This is a genomic window from Actinacidiphila yeochonensis CN732, from assembly GCF_000745345.1.
Classification (GTDB): domain Bacteria; phylum Actinomycetota; class Actinomycetes; order Streptomycetales; family Streptomycetaceae; genus Actinacidiphila; species Actinacidiphila yeochonensis.
This window is the reverse complement of record NZ_JQNR01000005.1, coordinates 3,484,521-3,506,027: the sequence shown is the minus strand read 5'-3', so window position 1 is coordinate 3,506,027 and position 21,507 is coordinate 3,484,521. Positions and strand designations below refer to the sequence as shown.

Genomic DNA, 21,507 nt, shown 5'->3' with positions numbered 1-21,507 from the left:
CCCAGGAGGCCGCTCCCGCGTGGGGACGGCCGGCTCACCGGTACGCCTCCGCCTGGATGGCGAACAGCTCGGCGTACAGGCCCGAGCCGCCGACCAGTTCGGCGTGGCTGCCCGCCTCGACGACCCGCCCGCCCTGCACCACGATGATCAGATCCGCCATCCGCACCGTGGAGAAGCGGTGCGACACGAAGAGCGTGATCGCGCCGGTCTCCCGGCCCACCCGCCCGGCCTGTTCGGTGTAGCGCTCGAAGAGGGCGTGCTCGGCCTCCGGGTCCAGCGCGGACGTCGGTTCGTCCAGGACCAGCAGCAGCGGCGCGTCACGCATCATCGCCCGGCCCAGCGCGAACTTCTGCCACTGCCCGCCGGACAGCTCGGCGCCGTCCGTGAAGCTCTTGCCGAGCTGGGTGTCCAGCCCGTCCGCCAGGTGCTCCAGGACGCTCGCCGCGTGTGCCCGGTCCAGCGCCGTACGGACGGCGGGCTCGCTGGAGACGCGCGGCAGGTCGCCCACGCCGACCGCCTCGCGGGCCTGGAACTCGTACTGGACGAAGTCCTGGAACCCCGCGGCGATCCGCTGCCGCCAGCCGTCGACCGGGATGGCGCTCAGGTCCGTCCCGTCGACGAGGATGCGGCCCGCCGACGGCTGGTAGAAGCCGCAGAGCAGCTTGACCAGCGTCGACTTGCCCGCCCCGTTCTCTCCGACGACGGCGACCGTGCCGCCCGCCGGAAGGGTGAGCCGGACATCGCGCAGCGCCGGCGCGTCGTTGCCCGGGTAGATGAAGTCCACGCCGTCCAGCGTGATCCCCTGCCGCAGCAGGTCCGGCGGCGGCTGGTCCGCCGTCTTCTGCTCGGACGCCTTCAGGACGGCGCGCACTCCGGCCAGCCGCCGGTAGGCGCTCGCCATCCGCTGGAGGTTCTGGAGCAGCGTGACGGCCGTCGTGACCTGCTGGTTGACCTGCGCGGCGAGGGCCACCACCAGCACCACGTCGCCGACGGCCCGGTGCCCGGTGATGGCGTCCCGGATCACCAGCAGGACGGCGCCGACGTAGGCCAGCGCGAAGACGACCTGCCCGGCCGCGCGCACCCAGGTCGCGGTCACCTGGGCGCGCCACAGGGTGCGGGTGGCCGAGGCCCAGTGCACGGCGTGCCGGCGGCGCATCTCCTCCTGGAGCCGGAAGACGCGCATCTCGGCGGCGGCCGAGGCGGAGGTGGACAGGTGGAACAGGTTCAGCGCGAGCCGGGTCTGCTCCGCGGAGGCCGTCTGGGCGCGGTCCGAGATCCGCTCGGCCGCCCGGCCGGCCAGCAGCGGCGGCAGCGCCGCGACCGGCAGCAGCAGGAGCAGCGGGCTCTGCCGGGCGAGCAGTACCGCGGTGAGCACCATGGCCAGCCCGAGGCCCAGCCCGTTCAGCAGCGCCTCCAGGTTCATCTGGAAGCGGCGGCCCTCCTGCTGCAGGACGGTCAGTGTGTCGGCGAACTCGGCCCGCTCGTGGTGCTCGATGCCGGCCGAGCCGTTCGACAGCTCGATCAGCTCCTCGTCGAAGTCGAGCTCGGCCAGCTCCGAGAGCTCGAAGTACGCGACGTGTGCGAAGTGGGCGAGGGTGAGCGAGGCCATCGCCAGCAGGGCCGCCACGACGCCGGCCAGTACGGCGTCGGAGCGGTGGCCCCCGACGACCTCGTCGGTCATCCAACCCAGCGCGGCGGCCAGCAGGGGGGCGGCCACGGCGCCGGTCACCATCAGGACCACCGACAGCGCGGTCTTGCCGCGGTTGATCCGCCAGGACGTGGCGAGCATCGTCCACGCCCCGGTGAGCACGTCCTTCATCGCAACGCCCCCTCGGGCCGCTCGTGGTCGGTGAACCGGTCCGCCTGGAGGCGGAACAGCGAGGCGTACCGTCCGCCCTGGGAGAGGAGCTCCTCGTGGTTCCCCTCCTCGACGACCCGGCCGTTCTCCAGCACCGCGATCAGGTCGGCGTGCCGGACGGTGGAGAAGCGGTGGGAGATCAGCACCTTGGTCGCCCCGGCGCTGATCTCGGCGAACTCGTCGAAGAAGTTCGCCTCGGCGCGCACGTCCATGCTCGCCGTCGGCTCGTCCAGGACCAGGACGGGCGAGCCGTGGCGCAGCGCGAACAGCGACCGCGCCAGGGCCACCCGCTGCCACTGGCCGCCCGACAGCTCGGCTCCGCCGGACAGGTGCCGGGCCAGCGGCGTGTCCAGGCCCAGCGGAAGTCCGTCCAGGGCGGCGGTGAGTCCGACGGCGTCCGCGGCGTCCCGGATACCGGACCGGTCGGTCATCGCGGCCGGCGCGCCGAAGGCGATGTTGTCCGCCGCCGACGCCTCGTACCGGATGAAGTTCTGGAAGATCACGCCGAGTTTGGCCCGCCACTCGTCGACCGGGTAGGAGCGGATGTCGACCCCGTCGGCCAGCACCCTGCCGCCGGTCGGCTCGTACAGCCGGGCGAGCAGCTTGACCAGCGTGGTCTTGCCGGCGCCGTTGACCCCGACGACGGCGGTGCACTGTCCCACCGGGATGGTGAGGTTCAGTCCGTCGAAGATCGCCCGGTCCTCACCGGGATAGTGGAAGGAGACGTCCTCGAAGCGGATCGACTCGACCAGTTCGGGTACCGCGGGGCGGGGCTCCGCGGGGCGGGGCTCCGCGGCGCCCGCTGCCGGCCCGGGACCGGTGCCCGGATACGCCTCGACGGCCGCGGCGAACCGCTGCACCGCCTGGTAGGCGTGCATCCCGATCCCGGTCTGCACATCGGACTCCGGGTAGTACTCGCTGAGCCGCAGCGCACCCAGCATGGCCTGGGCGACCAGCACGAAGCTGGTGAGCTTCACGGTCCGGTCCGGGTCCCCCGCGGACGCGCCGAGCGCGCCGAAGGTCACGGCCATGACCACGAGGCCCCAGGCGCCGAACCAGATGAACGGCCACAGGTAGACCCGCCGCCGCTCGGTCCAGATCGGCTTCAGCGTGGCCAGGTACTCCGTCCTGAGCAGGCCCCGCAGCCAGTCGGCGAGGCCGAAGATCCGGATCTCCTTGCCGGCTCGGGCCTCGATGGACAGCTGGCGCAGGTATCCGATCTTGCGGTCGCTGCTCATCAGCCGGAACCGGACCGCCGCGTACTTGCGCAGGCCGCCGCGCTGTCCGTAGCGGTGCACCATCACCGCCACCACGAGGCCGACGGCGGCCCACCAGGAGAACTCCACGCCCACCACCACGGCGTACCCGGCGAGTTGGGTGTACCTGGCGATCAGCGCGACCAGCCCGGCGCACGCCTGGCCGGGCCCCTGGACGCCGAACTCCATCTCGCTGGCGGCCCCCCGCAGGTGTTCGAGCGTCCGCTGGTCCTCCAGCGGGCCGATCTGCGCGCTGCTCAGGGACGCGGCCATCAGCTCCTGGAACACCGTGCCGTCGACGTTCCGCGCCATGAGCTCGCCCAGCGACCGCACCAGCGGCGTCACGATCTGCTGGGCGACGAACGCCGCCGCGGCCACCAGGAAGACCCGCACCAGGGAGTCCCACTCGGCCGAGCCCACACCGGCCCGCACCGTCGCCGGGACCCGGCCCAGCACGACGCCGGTGGCGATGAGGAACACCACCGGCAGCAGCCCGAGCAGCACGTTGAGCACGACCAGCACCGCGACCAGGCCCCGGCCGGCCCGGGGCAGCAGCAGCACGATCCGCCACCGGTCCATGAACAGCTCCCGGGGGGAGGTCCAGGACCGGCCCACGGCCTCACCGCTCATCGGGCGGCTCCCCTCTGGGCGAGGTAGTCGGCGCACGCCGGCAGGCCGCGTTCCCGGATGACCGCGTTGACGTTGAACGAGTGCAGCTCCGGGCCGAAGAAGGGCAGCAGCCGGGTGATCGGGGTGTCGTACTTCCGCGCCATGTAACGGTAGTTGGTGTTGGCCTGGGCCTCGTTGGCCTCGAAGCTCTTCTCGTGCGGATAGTGGACGGCGCAGGCCGACCGGTTCAGCACGAAGCGGGCTCCGTCCCGGTGCAGCCGGTAGCCCACGTCGAGGTCCTCACCGCCCCAGCACTGGAACGCCTCGTCGAATCCGCCGACGGCCCGGAGCTGGGCCGTGGACGCCGACACGTTGCACGTCCAGTAGACGGCCCAGGGGGCCGGGAGGTCGTTGAACTCGTCGGTGTTCTCCGCGTAGAAGATCTCCCGGATGTCGAGCCACTGCCCGGCACTCCGCAGCTTCTCGATGCCGGCGTCCGGTTCTGCGAAGTCCACGGCTTCCAGGAGCAGTTCGGGGCTCTTCTCCCGCACGTCGAAGCCGTAGACGTAGCCGACCACCGCGACCGGCCCGTCCGCCCTGTCGTGGCTCTCCACGTGCGCCTGGACGCAGCCGGAGTGCGGGACCACGCCGGAGTCCAGGAAGACGCACACGTCGCCGGCGGCGTTGGCGATGCCCACGTTCCGCGCCTTGGCGACCCGCCAGCCCTGGTCCTCCTGGAAGAAGTAGCGCACCGGCAGCCGGTCCCGGTAGCTCTCGACGACCTCCGCTGTCGAGTCGCTGGACCCGTCGTCGACGACCAGTACCTCGAACTCCGTTGTGGGCACGCTCTGTCGGCAGAGCGCGTCGAGTGTGAGACGAAGCAACTCGGCCCGGTTGTAGGTGGGGATGATGACACTGCACCTCGGCACGGTTCCCATGGCTCCTCCTGGCGTTCGCTCAGTTGTAGGTGCTCAGGTCGGCGGACGGTCGCGCTGCGGCGGGCTCGATCTGTCGGCTACGGCTACGGCTACGACGATCGGAAGGGGCCCGAATCGACAACCTACCCTCGCGGGCACGCGGGTTCGACGAATCCGGCGAGCGGGACGGGCGACTGCGCAATCCGGAACAAGCGGGCCGCCGCGGCGGCGCCCGCGACGGCCGGGGCCCCGCCGGCCGGTCCTCCTCACCCGGCGGAGGGGACCTGGGCCAGGCGGCGGGTGAGGAAGCGGCGTTCGGCGTCCGTGGCGGCCAGCGCGAGGGCTTCGCGGTAGCTGGCGGCCGCCTCGTCCCAGCGGCCGAGGCGGCGCAGCAGGTCGGCCCGGATGGCCGGCAGCAGGTGGTAGTCGACGAGCGCGCCGGTGGCGGTCAGGCGGTCCAGCAGGGCCAGCCCCGCCACCGGACCCTCGGCCATGGCCACCGCGACCGCCCGGTTCAGCTCCACCACCGGGCCGGGCGCCAGACGGCACAGCTCCCCGTACAGCAGGGCGATCTGGGGCCAGTCGGTGGCCGAAGCCGCGGCGGCGGTGGCGTGGCAGGCGGCGATGGCGGCCTGCACCTGGTAGGGGCCGGGCCGGCGGTGGCGCAGCGCCCTGTCGAGGACGGCCAGGCCCTCGGCGGTCTGCTCGCCGTTCCACAGCGAACGGTCCTGGTCCTCCAGCAGGACCAGGTCGCCGTCGGGGTCGGTGCGGGCGGCCCGCCGGGCATCGTGCAGCAGCATCAGCGCGAGCAGTCCGTGCGCCTCCGGCTCGTGCGGGACGAGGGCGGCGAGCATGCGGGCCAGCTGGATCGCCTCGCCGGTCAGGTCCTTGCGCAGCAGGTCGGAGCCGGTACTGGCCGCGTAGCCCTCGTTGAACAGCAGGTAGAGCACGGCCATGACGCCCGCGGTGCGCTCGGCCAGCAGGTGGTCGGGCGGGACCCGGAACGGGATGGCCGCGTGGCGGATCTTGTTCTTCGCCCGGACCAGGCGCTGCCCCATGGTGCGTTCCGAGACCAGGAAGGCGTGGGCGATCTCGCTGGTGCTCAGTCCGGTCACGGTGCGCAGCGTGAGCGCCACCCGGGCCTGCATCGGCAGGGCCGGGTGGCAGCAGGTGAAGATCAGCCGCAACCGGTCGTCGTGCTCCGCCCCGCCGGGGCCGGGGGGCTCCTCGTCGCGCGCCGCGAGGGCCACCTCACGCAGTTTGGCCGACTCGGTGGCGCTGCGGCGCAGCCGGTCCAGGGCCCGGTGGCGCGCGGTGGTGGTGAGCCACGCCCCGGGACGGTGCGGTACACCGTCCCGGGGCCAGCGCTCCAGGGCGCGCGCGAAGGCGTCCTGGGTGCACTCCTCGGCCAGGTCCCAGTCGCCGGTGAGACGTATCAGGGTCGCGACGATGCGCACCCGCTCCTCGGCGTACGCGGTGGCGACGGCCTCTTTCACGTCGTCCAGAACGGCCTCACCTCGATCATGCCGAAGCGGGCCATGGGGTGCAGGGAGGCGATCTCGATGGCCTCGTCCAGATCCGCGCACTCGATCACGTCGAAGCCTCCCATCTGCTCCTTCGTCTCGGCGAACGGCCCGTCACTGACCAGCAGTTCACCGTCGCGGACCCGGACCGTGGTGGCGTCCTCGGCCGGCCGCAGCCGCTCGCCGAACAGCCTGACGCCGCGCCGTCCGGTCTCCTCCACCCACGCGGTGGGGTCGAGTTCGCCCTCGGCGGCGTCGACTGGTCCGTCGGTGCAGACCAGCATCAGGTACTTCATCGTTCCTCCACGGTGTGAGGCCGTCGTCGCGGCCCTTTGTCGTCGCGGCGAGGCGGTCGGCGGGGGATCGCGCGGCGCGGTCCGGGCCTGCCGGACCGGCCGGAGCGGCCGGAGCGGCCGGAGCGGCCGAGCCGCCCGCTCCCGCGCTCACCCCCGCCCGTACGACGAACGGGCCTGGATGATTTCTACCGCCCCGGGACGAGAGATCGCCGGTTCCTCGGCCCGGCACGGCGGCCGCGCGCCGCGCGACCGAGAGCCGTGCCGGCGTTTCGAGGCGCGGGGTCCGGAGCAGGAGGACGCGGTCGTCCAGCAGAAGGCGCGCCCGTGGGCGGCCGGTTCCGGCGTTCCGGCGTTCCGGCGTTCCGGCGTTAGAGGTTTCCGGCGTTAGAGGTTTCCGGCGTTCCGGCAGCAGAGGTTTCCGGCGTACTCGTGGACGTCGTCCTCGTGGCCGCGCTCGATTGCCGCGTCGTCCGTTCGCAGGACCGGGCCGCGGTGGCGCGCCCTGCCAGGGCCCGCCTGCCAGGCTCACGTGCCGGCGCTCACCTGCCGGGGCTCAGCAGAACCAGCCGTTCTGCACCCAGCCGTGGCGGTTGATGTCGCCGTAGGCGAAGCCGTAGACCCAGGAGCCGTCGAGCTCCTCCACCAGGAAGGTCTGGCCCTTGTAGAGGGTGCCCTGCCAGGCGCCGAGAGGCGCGGTGCGCAGGTCGAGGTCCTGTGCGCAGACCGTCTCGCGCACGCCGAGGGTGCCGTCGGCGGCCGAGGCCGGGGAGGTGAGGGCGAGCAGGGCCGCCGTGGCGAGGACGGCGGCGGTGGCGGGCAGGGCGAGGACGCGCGGCAGTGCGGGCATGGTGGCTCCCTCGGGTTCGGAGGCGGTTGGGGACGGATGGCCGCTCACCAGGAGTCGTAGCCGCCGACGCACTCGATCCGCAGGTAGCCCCAGTCGTTGGGGCCGTAGTCGAAGGTGGCCGCCCAGCCGTTGTAGACGGGGTGCGCGCCCGGGGTGTGGCCGATCTTGTCGCCGTAGCCGAGGACCCGCTTGAGGCCGACCGGGCCGCTCGCGCTGTCGTAGTTGGCGTAGAAGCTGGCGCTCTGGCAGACCACGACGGCGTGCTCGGGCGGTACGGCCGCCTCGGCCGCGGGCATGAGGGCGGCCGCCAGGGGGAGGGCCAGCAGGCCGGCGGCGATGAGGGTGCGGCGGCGTCGCGTCATGTCAGGTCCAGAGGGGAAAGGGGGCCGGACGGGGCGGTGGTGCCTGGAGCTACGCGCGTCACCCTATGGCCTTGACGCGACCCCGACAAGGCACGCCGGGTGAACGGACCCGGAGCGCCAGGGGTCCCGCCGGCCAACGCGCCCGGCGGAGCATCCGACGCCGCGGCGGGCCTGGGCCCGGACCCCGTGGTGCGGGGTCCGGGCCCAGGTGCCGCCGACGGCCGGTGGCGGCGCACCACCCCGGGCGGGCGGCGGTCCGGCCGCGCGGCGCCGGGCGAGTCGAAGACGGACGACTCCCGTCAGATCAGGTCTGACCCGGTCAGATCCGGTCGGCGACGATCATGAGGTACTGGAAGCTGCCGTTCTTGTACGCGCCGAGGAACGTTTCCTCAATACCGGTGACCAGGTGCTCGGCCTCCTTGCGCATCTCCCAGTACGGGATGGTGGCCTGCGTGAGGTCCTCGACGTGGACCGGGACCAGCCGGTTCTTGGCCATGGCGCTGAAGTACGCCGACCGGGGGTGGATGTCGCAGATGTAGTGGGCGTTGATGAGGGACACCTCGCGCGAGGCCCGGCCGTAGGTGTCGTTGTAGCAGCCGGTGATCACCACGTAGCGGCCGCCGCGGCGCAGCAGCCGCGCGTGCTCGGCGAAGAGCAGGTCCAACTCGACGTACATGGTGGACTCGTTGTTCCACGAGGCCGCGTACGCGCCGCTCTCGAAGCCGGTGTCCAGCATGTTGCGGTGGTGGTAGCGCACCTTGCCGTCGATCCCCCGGGCGCGGGCCTGCTCGTTGGCGAAGTCCGCCTGCTTGGCCGAGAGCGTCACACCGTCCGCGTGGCAGCCGTAGCGCAGGTGCGCCACGACACTCCCGCCGCCGCGCCCGCAGCCCGCGTCGAACACGCGGTCGGTGGCGGAGAGCTTCCCGAGGTGGGAGGCGAGGAGTTCGGCCTGAGCCTGCTCCAGCCGGTGCAGTTCCGCCGTGACGCGCTCCTGGCGCTTGGCGGGGTCGGTCTCGTCGAACACGGACCACTCGGCCTCACCGACGCCGTAGTGGTGGTGGTACAGGTCGTCGATCTTTCCGAGTTCGAGGTTGACCGGGTTCTGCTCGGCGTTCCAGTAGTCCGCGACGCGGGTCTGGTAGGTGGACTGGGCCGGCACCGGAATGGTGGCGACGGGCTGGGTGATGGCCAAAGGTAACTCCTCGTGGTGCTTGTGCTGTGCTGTCCCCCCGCGTCGACTGGACGCGGCGGGTCGTCTTCTCGTGGGCGCGTGCGCGTCACCAGTAGTTGGGCAGGTGGTACCGGTGGGTGTTGGTCGCGTGCCACTCGTGGTTGCCGGCCACCCAGTCCGAAAGGCCCTGGGCGTAGCGGGCGACCAGCGGCGAGGCGGCCGACAGCGCCGCCGCCTCCTCCTCGAAGGCCGTCATGACCTCGTTGTGGATCTCGACGCTCCTGAGGTAGGCCGCCTTCAGCCCGCGCCCTTCCTCGGCGGCCACCACCTGCGGCAGGTTGAGGTGCGTGGGGTCGCTCGCCAGCTCCTTGGCGAAGGAGTACAGGTCGTTGACGATGGTCGTCGCGTTGCAGGCCAGTGCCGTGATCCGCTGGACCTCGGGGCGGGCGTAGAGCACCTCGGGCAGTTCGTAGCCGTCGACCGCGTCGACGATCGAGAGGCACGGGCGGAAGTTGTTGAACTGCCGCATGACCAGGTACTCCCACACCTTCGGCACGTGCCGGGTCTCGGCCCACGCGGCCTCGGCGAGGTAGCCCAGGTGGAGGCGGGCGATGTCGTGCACGAAGCGGGTGGTCTGGCTGGGCGTGGCGAAGCCGGCGTAGTCCGCCATGGCCCAGTGGTAGGAGCGCAGCGGGCCGTCGGTCTGCACGCCCTCCCGCCACCGCGCCTCCAGCGCGGGGGTGCCGTGGAAGGGGTCGATCGCGGACTGGGCCAGCACCAGCGGGCCGCCGAGTCCGCGGTGCGAGGCGCCGCGCCCCTCGTCCTCCTCGCAGTAGCAGCTGTCGACGAGGTTCTCGGCGAGCAGCAGCTTGCCCGCGCAGGTCAGCCGGTCCAGGTCCAGCGCGCCCGGGTGCTGGAGCACCACGGCCCGGCCGAACTGGAACCCCGCGAAGTCCCCGTTCCAGGCCGGCGGGAAGAGGTCCAGGCCGCGGGCCCACTCCTCCAGCCTGCGGTCCACCTCCTCGGCCTTCCCCGGATCGGCGGGGGCGACGGGCCGGTATCTGAGCCCCGGGACCGGACCGCCGCGCCGGGGGCGGGGACCGGCGATGGTCGGCGGCCCGGGCAGCAGGCGCGGGGCGGCGGCGGTGGGGGCTGCGCTCATTGCGGACTTCCCGTCGTTCACTCGGCCGTCCGGCCGATCAGGACGTTCTCCAGGATTCCGGCCGCGTCGGGGACCAGGACGGCCAGCGAGTAGTAGGCGGTGACGAGGTAGCTGGCGACCGCGGTGGCGTCGACGCCCATGAACCGCACGTTGAGGCCCGGCTCGCGCTCCTCGGGCAGACCGGTCCGGTGGAGGCCGACCACCCCCTGGTCCGCCTCTCCGGTGCGCAGCGCGATGATGCTGCTGGTGTGCCGCGGGCCGATCGGGATCTTGCCGCACGGGAAGATCGGGACGCCGCGCCAGGCCGGCACCTGGTGGCCGTTGACGGTGGCGGTGCCGGGCAGCAGGCCCCGCTTGTTGCACTGCCGGAAGAAGGCGGTGATGGCCTTGGGGTGGGCGAGGAGGAGTCCGGTCTTGCGCCGCATCGACAGCAGCTCGTCGAGGTCGTCCGGGGTGGGCGGACCGGAGGAGGTGCTGACGCGCTGGCCGTAGTCGACGGTGTGCAGCAGCCCGAACTCCCGGTTGTTGACCATCTCCCACTCCTGGCGTTCGCGGATCGCCTCCACGGTGAGCCGGAGTTGCTGCTCGGTCTGGTCCATCGGGTCGCTGAAGACGTCGCCGACCCTGCTGTGGACGCGCAGCACCGTCTGGGTGAGGGAGAGCTCGTACTCGCGCGGCGCCAGCTCGTAGTCGACGAACCCGCGGGCGAGTTCCGGTTCGCCGGTGTGGCCGGAGCTCAGCGGGACGTCCGCCTCGCCCTTGCGGTTCACCGGCAGCCGCTCCCGCTCGGCGTACGCGGCCAGGTGCGCGGCGAAGGAGGGCACGCGGTCGGCGAACTCCGCGAACTCCCGCAGCGGCAGCGCCAGCAGCACCCCCGCGGTGTCGGCCCGCGCCGAGGTCGGCCACAGCGGATCGGACCGGCCGATGGCCTCGTCCCCCAGCTGGTCGCCGTCGGTGGCCGTGCCGACGACGGCCTCCTCGCCGTACCTCCCCGCGGCGTACCGGGTGACACGGCCGTGGACGACCAGGTACGCCTCGGTGGCCGGCTGCCCCGCCTCGAACAGCACCTGGCCGGGCCGCACCTCCCGGACCTGGAACCGGGCGGCGAGCTCGCGGAGGACGCCGGTGTCGGAGTAGCCGCTCAGGACGGGCAGTTCGGCGAGCGTCTCGGGGACGACCCGGATGTCGTCGGCGGTGTTCTGCTCGAACCGCACGCGGCCCCGGCCGACCTGGAGCTGGAGCCGGCGGTTGACGCGGTAGGTGCCGCCGCCGATGTCCAGCCACGGCAGCATCCTGATCAGCCACCGCGAACTGATGGCCTGCATCTGGGGTTCGGACTTGGTGGTGGTGGCGAGCTGGCGCGCGGCCGGGATGCCGAGGCTGGTGCGCGGTCCCCCGAGGGCGGCCTCGGGGGACGGTCCGCCGGCGGCGGGGCCGACGGTGCCAGTGGGGCCTTCCGGTGTGGACACGTTTCCTCCCGGCCGATGGACACAGAACGCGAACGGCCCCGAGCTGGCTCGCCGGCCGTCCGCGTGGATCAGCCAACCAGCGGACGGCACGGGCCGGTACGGCGTGTGCGCGCGCGGGGTTGTGCAAACATCCGGATGAGGCAGTGAGGGGCGCGCGGCACGTCCCGCGCGCTGGGTCGGCCCACCCCGCGCCCGCGTGAACGGCCACGCCTCCGTCCCGTTTCCCGGGAAGCGGCCCGGGGCGGACCGCCGCAGGTCCCGGGGCCGCTCCGGAGCCTGGCCGGCGGCGACCCTCCCGTGCGGTCCGCCGCCGGCCGGCCGCCGGTCCGCCGAAAGGCGGGGCCCGGCGGGGCCCGGTCGGCCGCCGCTCCGCACGACCGTACGAATCCGGCGGACGGGCTCACGGCACCGGTCCGAGCCCCGTACGCTGGGAGGTGCGGCTGGCTCGCCCCGTCCGCCAGGCGGGACGCTTCGCGGGAGGGAACCCGGTGCGGTTCCGACAGCGCCCGGCGGTGGTGAGCGGGAACGGCCGCCGTCGTACGCGCCGGGCCCGAGGTGAGGGGCCCGGGAAGCGGCGGCCGGCAGGTGTCCGTCCCGGACCTGCCGGAAACGGCCTGCCCGAGCGCCCGAAGACCTGCCCGCCGTCGGCGCACGAGACGTGGCGTACGGGACACGCGTACCCGGATGCCCCCGGCGTCCCGGTCGCCCCCGATGTCCTGGACGTCCCGGGTCGGTACGCCTGGCGGGTGGTCGGCGGCCGCGCCCGGCGGACCAGGACCGCGCGGTACCCCGCCGCGCGGCCCCGGACGGCACCGCGCAGCGCCCGTCCGAGTCCGCCCGGGTCCGTCACCCTGCGCTTCCTCACCCGGCCCGGGATCCCAGGGAATCGTCTCGCGAGGGAGATCTCCGTGACAGCGAAGTCCGCGACCGCGACGACACGGTCCACCGTGTACGGCCACCCCCGCCAGGGCCCCGGCAGGGAGCTGAAGAAGGCGGTCGAGGGCTACTGGAAGGGCCGGGTGACGGCAGACGGGCTGCGGGCCACCGCCGCCGGGCTGCGCCGCGCCGCCTGGCTGCGGCTGGCCGCCGCCGGCGTCGACGAGGTCCCCACGGGCGACTTCTCGCTCTACGACCATGTGCTGGACACGACCGTCATGGTGGGGGCGGTCCCCGGACGCCACCGTGCCGCGGTCGCCGCCGACCCGCTCGACGGCTACTTCGCCATGGCCCGCGGCACCCGGGACGTGGCGCCGCTGGAGATGACCAAGTGGTTCGACACCAATTACCACTACCTGGTCCCGGAGCTCGGTCCCGACACGGTGTTCACCTCGGACGCCGCCAAGCAGGTCGCCGAGCTCACCGAGGCCCTGGCCCTCGTGCCGGCGGCGCGTCCCGTCCTCGTCGGGCCGGTCACCTACCTGCTCCTGGCCAGGCCGGCGCCCGGCGCGCCGGCCGGCTTCGACCCGCTGACGCTGCTGGACCGGCTGCTGCCGGTGTACGGGAGCGTCCTGGCCGACCTGCGCGCCGCGGGCGCCGAGTGGGCGCAGCTCGACGAGCCGGCCCTCGTCCAGGACCGCACGCCGGCCGAGCTGGAGGCCGCCCGGCACGCCTACCAGGAGCTGGGTGGCCGCGCCGACCGGCCGAAGCTGCTGGTCGCCTCGTACTTCGACCGCCTGGGCGAGGCGCTGGCGGTGCTGGCCAAGGCCCCGGTCGAGGGTCTGGCCATGGACTTCACGGGCCCGGCGGCCGGCAACCTGGAGGCGCTCGCGGCCGTCGGCGGCCTGCCCGGCAGGCGCCTGGTCGCCGGCGTCGTCGACGGCCGCAACGTCTGGGTCAACGACCTGGACAGGTCGCTGTCCACCCTGCGCGCCCTGCTGGGGCTGGCCGGCCGGGTCGACGTCTCCGCCTCCTGCTCGCTGCTGCACGTCCCGCTCGACGCCTCCGCCGAACGGGACATCGAGCCGCGGATCCTGCGCTGGCTGGCCTTCGCGGCCCAGAAGACGGCCGAGATCGCCACCCTGGCCAAGGGGCTCTCGCACGGCGCCGCCGCCATCGGCGGCGAGCTGGCCGCCAACCGCGCCGCACTGGCCTCCCGCGCGGCCTCCCCCATCACACGCGACCCGGCCGTCCGCTCCCGTGCCGCGGCCGTCACCGGGGCCGACGCCCGCCGGGCCCAGCCCTACGGCGAGCGGGCCGCCGCCCAGCGGGACCGGCTCGGCCTGCCGGTGCTGCCGACCACCACCGTCGGCTCCTTCCCGCAGACCGGCGAGCTGCGCGCGGCCCGCGCGGACCTGCGCGCCGGCCGGATCGGCACCGCCGGCTACGAGGAGCGCGTCCGGGCGGAGATCGCGGCGGTGGTCTCCTTCCAGGAAGCCGCCGGCCTGGACGTCCTGGTCCACGGCGAGCCCGAACGCGACGACATGGTGCGGTACTTCGCCGAGCGGCTGACCGGCTACCTGGCGACCGGGCAGGGCTGGGTGCAGTCCTACGGCACCCGGTACGTCCGGCCGCCGATCCTGGCCGGGGACGTCTCCCGCCCCGAGCCGATGACGGTGCGCTGGACGGCCTACGCGCAGTCCCTCACCGACCGTCCGGTCAAGGGCGTGCTCACCGGGCCGGTCACCATGCTGGCCTGGTCCTTCGTCCGCGACGACCAGCCCCCGGGCGAGACCGCCCGGCAGGTGGCCCTGGCCCTGCGCGACGAGGTGCGGGACCTGGAGGAGGCCGGTACGTCCGTCATCCAGGTGGACGAGCCCGCGCTGCGCGAGACCCTGCCGCTGCGCGCCGCCGACCGCCCCGGTTACCTGGCCTGGGCCACCGAGGCGTTCCGCCTCACCACCGGCGGCGTCCGCGCGGCCACACAGGTCCACACCCACATGTGCTACGCCGAGTTCGGCGACATCGTGCAGGCCATCGACGACCTCGACGCCGACGTCATCAGCCTGGAGGCGGCCCGCTCGCGTATGCGGGTCGCCCACGAACTCGCCGCCCACGGCTACCCCCGCGAGGCCGGGCCGGGCGTCTACGACATCCACTCGCCGCGCGTTCCGAGCGCCGAGGAGGCCGCCGACCTGCTGCGCACCGGCCTCAGGGCGATCCCCGCCGAACGGCTGTGGGTGAACCCCGACTGCGGCCTGAAGACCCGCGGCTGGCCCGAGGCCCGCGCCTCGCTGGAGAACCTCGTCACGGCCGCCCGCGCGGTCCGCGCCGAGTTGGCCGCCCCCTGACCCGGGCGGTCCCGGTGGGCGCCGGGCGCGACGCCTCCTGACCCGGGCGGTCCCCGTTGGCGCCGGGCGCGACGCCTCCTGACCCGGGCGGTCCGGCTCCGCGCGTACCGAACGGACGGGCGCGCGTTCGCCGCCGGCGCGGCCCGGCCCCGCACCTTCCGTGGTCCGGAAGAGGGCGGGGCCGGGCGGAGGCGGGGGGCCGGGTCAGGCGCGCTTGCGGGCCACGCCGCCGTAGAAGCCGATCCCCTCGGACCCGGCCGGGACCGGGCCGTCGGGGCGCCAGAAGGGGACCTGCACCAGGCCGGGCTCCACGAAGTCGAGGCCGGTGAAGAACGCCTCCACCTCGGTCTTCGTCCGGAGGTTGGCGGTCGCGGTGGCCTGCTCGTAGACGGCCTTGGTCGCCTCGGCCTTGCCGCTGGTGGCGTAGTAGTCGGCCGTCACGTGGGACAGGGCCAGGAAGCTGCCGGCGGGCAGCGCGTCGCACAGGGTGCGGACGATGCGGCCGGGCTCCTCGTCGTCCCGGATGAAGTGGAGGATGGCCACCAGCAGCAGGGCCACCGGCTGGTCGAAGTCGATCACCCGGCGGACGTCGGGGTGTTCGAGGATCACCTCCGGTTCGCGCAGGTCCGCGAGGACGATGCTCGTGGCGGCCGAGCGGTTGAGCAGGATGTTCGCGTGCGTGTTGACGATCGGGTCGTTGTCGACGTAGGCGATGCGCACGTCCGGGGCCGTCTCGGCGGCGACCTCGTGCACGTTCGGCGAGGTCGGCAGGCCGGTCCCGATGTCGAGTATCTGGTGGACGCCCTCGCCGACGATGTAGCGGACGGCGCGGTTCATGAAGGCGCGGTTGGCCTGGACCCCGGGCCGCGCCTCGGGCGCCACCTGTGCGAGCCGGTCACCCGCCTCCCGGTCGACCTCGTAGTTGTCCTTGCCGCCCAACAGGTAGTCGTAGATCCTCGCGGGGTGCGGCCTGCTGGTGTCGATCTGGTCGGCTCGGAAGCCGTTCTGCGTCACGTCGCGCTCCGTTTCTCGACCTCTGCGCTGCCGTCAACTCGCACTGGCGCACGAGCCGGTGACTGGTCGTCGCCAGCTTCCCACACCCGACCGCCGGACGCGCCGCCGCCCGCCCCTCACCAGCGGTTCCCCCGCTCCGGAGCCGCGGAGCGGCGGGACGGGAGGGGTCTGGAGGGGCGGGCGGGAACGCATGGGGAACAGGTGGGGGAAGGGATCATCCGGGCCAGGAGGCGGACCGGCGGGGAAGGAGCGGGAGGCGGCGCGGCCGGAGCCGGGCGCGACGGGCGTCCCGGCGTCAGCCGAGGGTGGCGACCATGATCGCCTTGATGGTGTGCATGCGGTTCTCCGCCTGGTCGAAGACCACCGACTGCTCGGACTCGAAGACCTCGTCGGAGACCTCCAGGTAGTCCAGGCCGTGCCGGGCGTGGATGTCCCGGCCGACCGTCGTACCGAGGTCGTGGAAAGCGGGCAGGCAGTGCAGGAAGCGGGCCTCGGGCTTTCCGGTGGCGCGCATCACCTCGGCGGTGACGGCGTACGGCTTGAGGAGGGAGATCCGCTCGTCCCAGATCTCCTTGGCCTCGCCCATGGAGACCCACACGTCGGTGTGGACGTGGTCGGCGCCGCGCACGCCCTCCTCGACGTCCTCGGTGAGCGTGACCCGGGCACCCGACCGCTCGGCCAGGGCCTGCGCCTGCTGGATGATCTCGGTGTGCGGCCACATCGCCCGGGGGGCGGCGATCCGCACGTCCATGCCGAGCAGCGCGCCCGTCACCAGCAGCGAGTTGCCCATGTTGGAGCGGGCGTCGCCGAGGTAGACGTAGGAGATCTCCGACAGCGGCTTGGTGCTGTGCTCGGACATGGTCAGGACGTCGGCGAGCATCTGGGTGGGGTGCCACTCGTCGGTGAGGCCGTTCCAGACCGGGACCCCGGCGTGCGCGGCCAGCTCCTCGACCACCGTCTGGCCGTGGCCGCGGTACTCGATGCCGTCGAACATCCGGCCCAGGACGCGCGCGGTGTCCTTGATGGACTCCTTGTGGCCGATCTGCGAGCCGGACGGGTCGAGGTAGGTGGTGGACGCGCCCTGGTCGGCCGCCGCGACCTCGAAGGAGCAGCGGGTACGGGTGGAGGTCTTCTCGAAGATCAGCGCGATGTTCCGCCCGCGCAGCCGCTGCTGCTCCGTACCGGCCTTCTTCGCCGCCTTGAGGTCGGCCGCGAGCTCGACGAAGTGGCGGAACTCCTCAGCGGTGAAGTCCAGCTCCTTGAGGAAGTGCCGGCCCTTGAGGTCGACGGGCATGCGCGGTCTCCTTGGGTCGTGTCGGCGGTCGGGCGGGTCACGCGGGGGGCAACCACCCTTAATGGAACTCTATACGATGAGCAGCATTGTTATACAGCCCCGTTTTCGGCAGCCTCGCGCCCCGTCCCCGGCACCGGGACCCTCGCAGGGAGGTCTCCCTGGACCCTCCCTGGAGCCCCCTGGAGACCTCCCTGGAGACCTCCCTGGGCCGCTCGCCAGCCCTCCCGCCCAGGTCCGCCGCGCCCTCCCGTCCGTGTCCGCCGCGCCGCTCCCGTCCGATCCGGTTCCCTCCCGGCCGCCGCCGTTCGCTTCCGGCCGATCCCGGCCGCTCCCGCCGAGGTGGGACTGGTCACACCGGATCGCGCTGAACGGGACAGCTCATGCAGCGCGGGCCGCCCCGGCCCCGGCCCAGCTCGCTGCCGGGGATCTCGATCACCTCGACGCCGCGCTTGCGCAGGAACGTGTTGGTGGTCGCGTTCCGCTCGTAGGCCACCACCACGCCCGGCTCGACGGCCAGCACGTTGCACCCGTCGTCCCACTGCTCGCGCTCCGCGGAGTGGACGTCCTGGGTAGCGGTGAGCACCGTGACGGCGTCCAGGCCGAGAGCGGCGGCGATGGCCCGGTGCATGTGCTCGGGCGGGTGGTCGGTCACCTTCAGTCCGCCCTCCTCGGCACCCGGCTCGATCGTGTAGGAGCGCAGCATGCCCAGGCCCGCGTACTGCGTGAAGGTGTCACCGTCGACCATCGTCATCACCGTGTCGAGGTGCATGAAGGCGCGGCCCTTGGGCATGTCGAGGGCCACGATGGTGTGGGCCGAGCCGGCCGTGAACAGGCCGCGGGCCAGCATCTCGACGGCTTGCGGGGTGGTCCGCTCGCTCATCCCGATCAGCACCGCGCCGCGGCCCAGGACGAGGACGTCGCCGCCCTCGATGGTCGACGGGTAGGCGCTCTGCCCCTCCGACCACACGTGGAAGCCGGCGTCGGCGAAGAGGGGATGGTGCCGGTAGATCGCCTCGAAGTGCACGGTCTCGCGGCGGCGGGCGGGCCAGCGCATCGCGTTGATGCTCACCCCGTCGTAGATCCAGGCGGAGGTGTCGCGGGTGAAGAGGTGGTTGGGCAGCGGGCTGAGCAGGAAGTCGTCGAGTTCCATGGCGTGGAAGAGCACCGAGACCGGCTCGGCGAAGCCGTCCAGGAACTCCCGCTTGGTCATACCGCCGACCAGCGCCCCGGTCAGCTCGGCGGCACCGAGGCCCTCGAAGGAACTCCGGAGGTGGCCGGTGGCCAGGGGCCCGTACTGCTTCTCGTCGAAGACCCGGTCCAGCACCAGGGCGCGCGCCTCGGGCAGTTCCAGGGTCTCGCGGAGCAGGTCGCCGAAGAGGTGGACCCGCACGCCCCGGTCGCGCAGCACGTCGGCGAACCCGTCGTGCTCGGCCCGCGCACGGCGCACCCACAGAAGGTCGTCGAAGAGCAGCGCGTCCTTGTTGCTCGGGGTCAGGCGCTTCAGTTCGAGGTCGGGCCGGTGCAGGATGACGCCGCGCAGTCGGCCGGTCTCGGAGTCGACGTGGAAAGCAGGGGAAGCCATAGGGGGACTCGTTCCCCCGCCGGCCCTGCGGATCACCTCCACGACGCGGCGCCCCTGCCACTGTCGACGCCCCGTCCTCTTCCCGCTCCTCCCTCCCCGCTCCCCGGTGAGCGCCGGGAGCGGGGAGGGAGGCGAGGGGCGAACGGTGGCACCGCCGGGTCCCGGCGGAGACCTGGCCGGGCCCTGGCCGAGACCTCGCCGGCCCCGGATCGACGCCCGGCCGGGTCGTCAGAGGCGGGGGTCGACCGGCTCGGACTCCAGGGCCAGCACGGCGAACACCGGCTCGTGCACGCGCCACAGCGGCTCGCCCGCCGCGAGGCGGTCCAGCGCCTCCAGCCCGAGGCCGTACTCGCGCAGGGCGAGCGAGCGCTTGTGGCCGAGCGAACGCTGCCGCAGCCGCTCCAGGTGCTCGGGGCGGGTGTACTCCGGGCCGTAGATGATCCGAAGGTACTCCCGGCCACGGCACTTGACGCCGGGCTGGACCAGCCGCCCGGCCGGGTTCCGCGCCAGCGCGGCGAGCGGCTTGACGACCATGCCCTCGCCGCCGGCCCCGGTCAGCTCCAGCCACCAGCGGACGCCGGCCGCCACCGACTCCTCGTCGCCGGTGTCGACCCGCAGCCGCCGGGTGCCCTGGAGCAGCCCGCCGGTGTCGGCCGCGACCACGCGGTCGAGGAGGGCGAGCTGCTGGTCGTGGGGCAGCCCGGCCAGGCTCCGCCCCTCGGCCGCCAGCAGCTGGAAGGGCGCGAAACGCACCCCGTCCAGACCGTCGGTGCTCCAGCAGTACGGACGGTACGCGTCGGTGAACGCCCGCGCGTCCGACTCCCGTTCACGTTGCCGGGCCAGCAGGCCGGCCACGTCGACGCCGCGCATGGCCGCCGCCTCCAGCGCCGCTACCGCAGGCGGGAAGGCCGTCCGCGCCGCGGCGCCGACGGAGGCGTACTGCCGCCGCAGCAGGCCGGTGGCCTTCAGCGACCAGGGCATCAGCTCACCGTCGAGCAGCAGCCAGTCGGTGTCCAGCTCCTCCCACAGCCCGGCCGCGGTGACGGCCGCCCGTATCCGGGCCAGGACCTCCTCCGTGACCGCCGGGTCGTCGAAGAACGGCCGGCCCGTGCGGGTGTGCAGCGCCCCGCTGACCCCCTGCGCGAGCACCCCGAACCGGTTCCTGGCCGCGGCCTCGTCGCGGCACACCAGGGCGACCGCGCGTGAGCCCATGTGCTTCTCCTCGCACAGCACCTCGGCCACACCGTCCGCGCGGTAGGCCGCGAACGCCTCGGCCGGGTGCTCCAGGTATCCGTCGAGGCGGGAGGTCGGGCACGGCGACATGGTCGGCGGGAGGTACCCGAGCAGCCTCGGGTCCACCGCGAACCGGGTCATCACCTCCAGAGCCGCGGCCGCGTTCTCCTCCCGGACCGCCACCGCCCCCACCCAGGAGGTCTCCACCGTCCGCCGTCCGACCACGTCGCCGATGTCCAGCGGGCGCCCGTCGGCGCCGCCGGGCGCCGACACGGCCAGCGGCTTCGCCGGCTCGTACCAGACCCGTTCGGCCGCCACGTCGACGATCTCCCGCTCGGGCCAGCGCAGCGCCGTCAGCCGACCGCCGAAGACAACCCCGGTGTCCAGGCAGATCGTGTTGTTCAGCCACGACGCCTTCGGCACCGGGGTGTGCCCGTAGACGACGGCCGCCCGGCCGCGGTAGTCCTCCGCCCACGGGTAGCGCACCGGCAGCCCGAACTCGTCGGTCTCGCCGGTGGTGTCCCCGTACATCGCGTGCGAGCGGACCCGGCCGGAGGTGCGGCCGTGGTACTTCTCGGGCAGGCCGGCGTGGCTGACCACCAGCCGTCCGCCGTCGAGCAGGTAGTGGCTGACCAGCCCGTCGACGAACGCCCGCACCCGGCCGCGGAGCTCCGGGTCCGCCGCGTCGGCACGCTCCAGCTGCTCGACGGTCTCGGCCAGGCCGTGCGAGATCTGGACCTTGCGGCCCTTCAGGTAGCGGCCGAGCTTGTTCTCGTGGTTGCCCGACACGCACAGGGCGCTGCCCGCGGCCACCATGCCCATCACCCGGCGCAGCACGGCGGGGCTGTCCGGGCCGCGGTCGACCAGGTCTCCGAGGAAGACGGCGGTGCGGCCGGCGGGGTGCACGCCGTCCACGTAGCCGAGTTCGGCCAGCAGCGTCTCCAACTCGCGGGCGCAGCCGTGCACGTCGCCGATGACGTCGAACGGTCCGGCCAGGTGGCGCAGGTCGTTGTAGCGGCGCTCGGTCACCACCCGCGCGGCCTCGACCTCCGCCACCCCGCGCAGCACGTGCACCTTGCGGAAGCCCTCGCGCTCCAGGCCGCGCAGCGACCTGCGCAGCTCCCGCTGGTGGCGCTGGACGACGTGCCGGGGCAGCCCGACCCGGTCCGGCCGGGTGGAGTTCCGCTCCACGCACACCTGCTCGGGGACGTCCAGCACGATCGCGATGGGCAGCACGTCGTACTCCCGGGCGAGCGCGACCAGCGCCCGGCGGGCGTCCGGCTGCACGCTGGTGGCGTCCACGACCGTACGGCGGCCGGCGGCCAGCCGCTTGCCGGCGATGTAGTGGAGGACGTCGAACGCGTCGCCGGTGGCGCTCTGGTCGTTCTCGTCGTCGCTGACCAGGCCCCGGCAGAAGTCGGAAGAGATCACCTCGGTGGGCTTGAAGTGGCGTGCGGCGAAGGTCGACTTGCCCGATCCGGTGGCTCCGACGAGGACGACCAGGGACAGGTCGGTGACGGCCAGCTCCCGTCCTCCCGCGCTCGGCCGCACGCCCGGCCCGGTTGCCTCGTCGTGCGGCTGGCCGGCCGCGCCGGTGCCGGTGACGGGGGCGGGGGCGGGGGCGGGGCTCCGCCGGTGGAGCGCCCGCCGCTGTCGGCCATGCCCTCGACGGCGGGTGCGTCCCCGT

General features: G+C 73.5%; 15 protein-coding genes. 1 reads left to right on the top strand and 14 read right to left on the bottom strand.

Annotation, left to right across the window (positions count from 1 at the left end):
• Positions 1–34 precede the first annotated feature (34 nt).
• The 10 genes from BS72_RS26305 to BS72_RS26260 all read right to left on the bottom strand — a co-directional run bounded on the left by BS72_RS26305 (position 35) and on the right by BS72_RS26260 (position 11,470).
• The gene (locus BS72_RS26305) at positions 35–1,819 is read right to left on the bottom strand and encodes an ABC transporter ATP-binding protein (RefSeq protein WP_037914139.1); all 1,785 of its coding nucleotides are present in this window, start codon (positions 1,817–1,819) and stop codon (positions 35–37) included.
• Entirely contained in the window at positions 1,816–3,744 is a 1,929-nt protein-coding gene (locus tag BS72_RS26300; RefSeq protein WP_051951722.1) for an ABC transporter ATP-binding protein, read from the bottom strand. The genes BS72_RS26305 and BS72_RS26300 overlap by 4 nt, the downstream gene beginning before the upstream one ends.
• Entirely contained in the window at positions 3,741–4,661 is a 921-nt protein-coding gene (locus BS72_RS26295; protein WP_037914136.1) for a glycosyltransferase, read from the bottom strand. The genes BS72_RS26300 and BS72_RS26295 overlap by 4 nt, the downstream gene beginning before the upstream one ends.
• A 245-nt stretch (positions 4,662–4,906) precedes the next feature.
• The gene (locus BS72_RS26290) at positions 4,907–6,145 is read right to left on the bottom strand and encodes an RNA polymerase sigma factor (protein ID WP_037917736.1); all 1,239 of its coding nucleotides are present in this window, start codon (positions 6,143–6,145) and stop codon (positions 4,907–4,909) included.
• Complete coding sequence (locus BS72_RS26285; RefSeq protein WP_037914132.1) at positions 6,133–6,459, bottom strand: YciI family protein; 327 nt, start codon at positions 6,457–6,459, stop codon at positions 6,133–6,135. Before BS72_RS26285 ends, BS72_RS26290 begins: the two co-directional genes overlap by 13 nt.
• Before the next feature lie 553 nt (positions 6,460–7,012).
• Positions 7,013–7,306: a hypothetical protein gene (locus BS72_RS26280; RefSeq protein ID WP_037914129.1), complete on the bottom strand. Its 294-nt coding sequence runs from the start codon at positions 7,304–7,306 to the stop codon at positions 7,013–7,015.
• A 44-nt stretch (positions 7,307–7,350) separates the two neighbouring features.
• On the bottom strand, positions 7,351–7,668 hold the full coding sequence (locus BS72_RS26275) for a hypothetical protein (RefSeq protein WP_037914128.1): 318 nt from the start codon (positions 7,666–7,668) through the stop codon (positions 7,351–7,353).
• A gap of 319 nt (positions 7,669–7,987) precedes the next feature.
• Positions 7,988–8,860: a geranyl diphosphate 2-C-methyltransferase gene (locus tag BS72_RS26270; RefSeq protein WP_037914126.1), complete on the bottom strand. Its 873-nt coding sequence runs from the start codon at positions 8,858–8,860 to the stop codon at positions 7,988–7,990.
• Positions 8,861–8,945: 85 nt separating this feature from the next.
• Positions 8,946–10,001 (bottom strand): family 2 encapsulin nanocompartment cargo protein terpene cyclase, encoded by a 1,056-nt coding sequence (locus BS72_RS26265; protein WP_037914124.1) that lies wholly within the window; start codon positions 9,999–10,001, stop codon positions 8,946–8,948.
• A 17-nt stretch (positions 10,002–10,018) separates the two neighbouring features.
• Positions 10,019–11,470, bottom strand: a complete 1,452-nt coding sequence (locus tag BS72_RS26260; RefSeq protein WP_037914123.1) for a family 2B encapsulin nanocompartment shell protein — start codon at positions 11,468–11,470, stop codon at positions 10,019–10,021.
• 908 nt (positions 11,471–12,378) lie between these two features.
• Here BS72_RS26260 and metE point away from each other — a divergent pair.
• Positions 12,379–14,697 carry a 5-methyltetrahydropteroyltriglutamate--homocysteine S-methyltransferase gene (metE, locus tag BS72_RS26255; RefSeq protein ID WP_037914120.1) on the top strand — a complete coding sequence of 773 codons (2,319 nt, stop codon included), beginning with the start codon at positions 12,379–12,381 and terminating at the stop codon, positions 14,695–14,697.
• A 204-nt stretch (positions 14,698–14,901) separates the two neighbouring features.
• Here the strand turns inward: metE and BS72_RS26250 are convergent, their stop codons facing one another.
• The 4 genes from BS72_RS26250 to BS72_RS26235 all read right to left on the bottom strand — a co-directional run bounded on the left by BS72_RS26250 (position 14,902) and on the right by BS72_RS26235 (position 21,371).
• Positions 14,902–15,711, bottom strand: a complete 810-nt coding sequence (locus BS72_RS26250) for an SAM-dependent methyltransferase (RefSeq protein ID WP_037914118.1) — start codon at positions 15,709–15,711, stop codon at positions 14,902–14,904.
• Between the two features lie 295 nt (positions 15,712–16,006).
• Positions 16,007–17,005 (bottom strand): ornithine carbamoyltransferase, encoded by a 999-nt coding sequence (gene argF, locus BS72_RS26245; protein ID WP_037914116.1) that lies wholly within the window; start codon positions 17,003–17,005, stop codon positions 16,007–16,009.
• Between the two features lie 349 nt (positions 17,006–17,354).
• Positions 17,355–18,587 carry an arginine deiminase gene (locus BS72_RS26240; protein WP_037914114.1) on the bottom strand — a complete coding sequence of 411 codons (1,233 nt, stop codon included), beginning with the start codon at positions 18,585–18,587 and terminating at the stop codon, positions 17,355–17,357.
• Between the two features lie 228 nt (positions 18,588–18,815).
• Positions 18,816–21,371, bottom strand: coding sequence for a polynucleotide kinase-phosphatase (locus BS72_RS26235; RefSeq protein ID WP_037914113.1), 2,556 nt, complete (start codon positions 21,369–21,371; stop codon positions 18,816–18,818).
• Positions 21,372–21,507 lie beyond the last annotated feature (136 nt).

What these genes read in the sequence shown, in the direction of transcription:
- BS72_RS26305 (WP_037914139.1), bottom strand. Translation starts at nt 1,819, where the DNA reads ATGAAGGACGTGCTCACCGGGGCGTGGACGATGCTCGCCACGTCCTGG.
- BS72_RS26300 (WP_051951722.1), bottom strand. Translation starts at nt 3,744, where the DNA reads ATGAGCGGTGAGGCCGTGGGCCGGTCCTGGACCTCCCCCCGGGAGCTG.
- BS72_RS26295 (WP_037914136.1), bottom strand. Translation starts at nt 4,661, where the DNA reads ATGGGAACCGTGCCGAGGTGCAGTGTCATCATCCCCACCTACAACCGG.
- BS72_RS26285 (WP_037914132.1), bottom strand. Translation starts at nt 6,459, where the DNA reads ATGAAGTACCTGATGCTGGTCTGCACCGACGGACCAGTCGACGCCGCC.
- BS72_RS26280 (WP_037914129.1), bottom strand. Translation starts at nt 7,306, where the DNA reads ATGCCCGCACTGCCGCGCGTCCTCGCCCTGCCCGCCACCGCCGCCGTC.
- BS72_RS26275 (WP_037914128.1), bottom strand. Translation starts at nt 7,668, where the DNA reads ATGACGCGACGCCGCCGCACCCTCATCGCCGCCGGCCTGCTGGCCCTC.
- BS72_RS26265 (WP_037914124.1), bottom strand. Translation starts at nt 10,001, where the DNA reads ATGAGCGCAGCCCCCACCGCCGCCGCCCCGCGCCTGCTGCCCGGGCCG.
- argF (WP_037914116.1), bottom strand. Translation starts at nt 17,005, where the DNA reads ATGCCCGTCGACCTCAAGGGCCGGCACTTCCTCAAGGAGCTGGACTTC.
- BS72_RS26240 (WP_037914114.1), bottom strand. Translation starts at nt 18,587, where the DNA reads ATGGCTTCCCCTGCTTTCCACGTCGACTCCGAGACCGGCCGACTGCGC.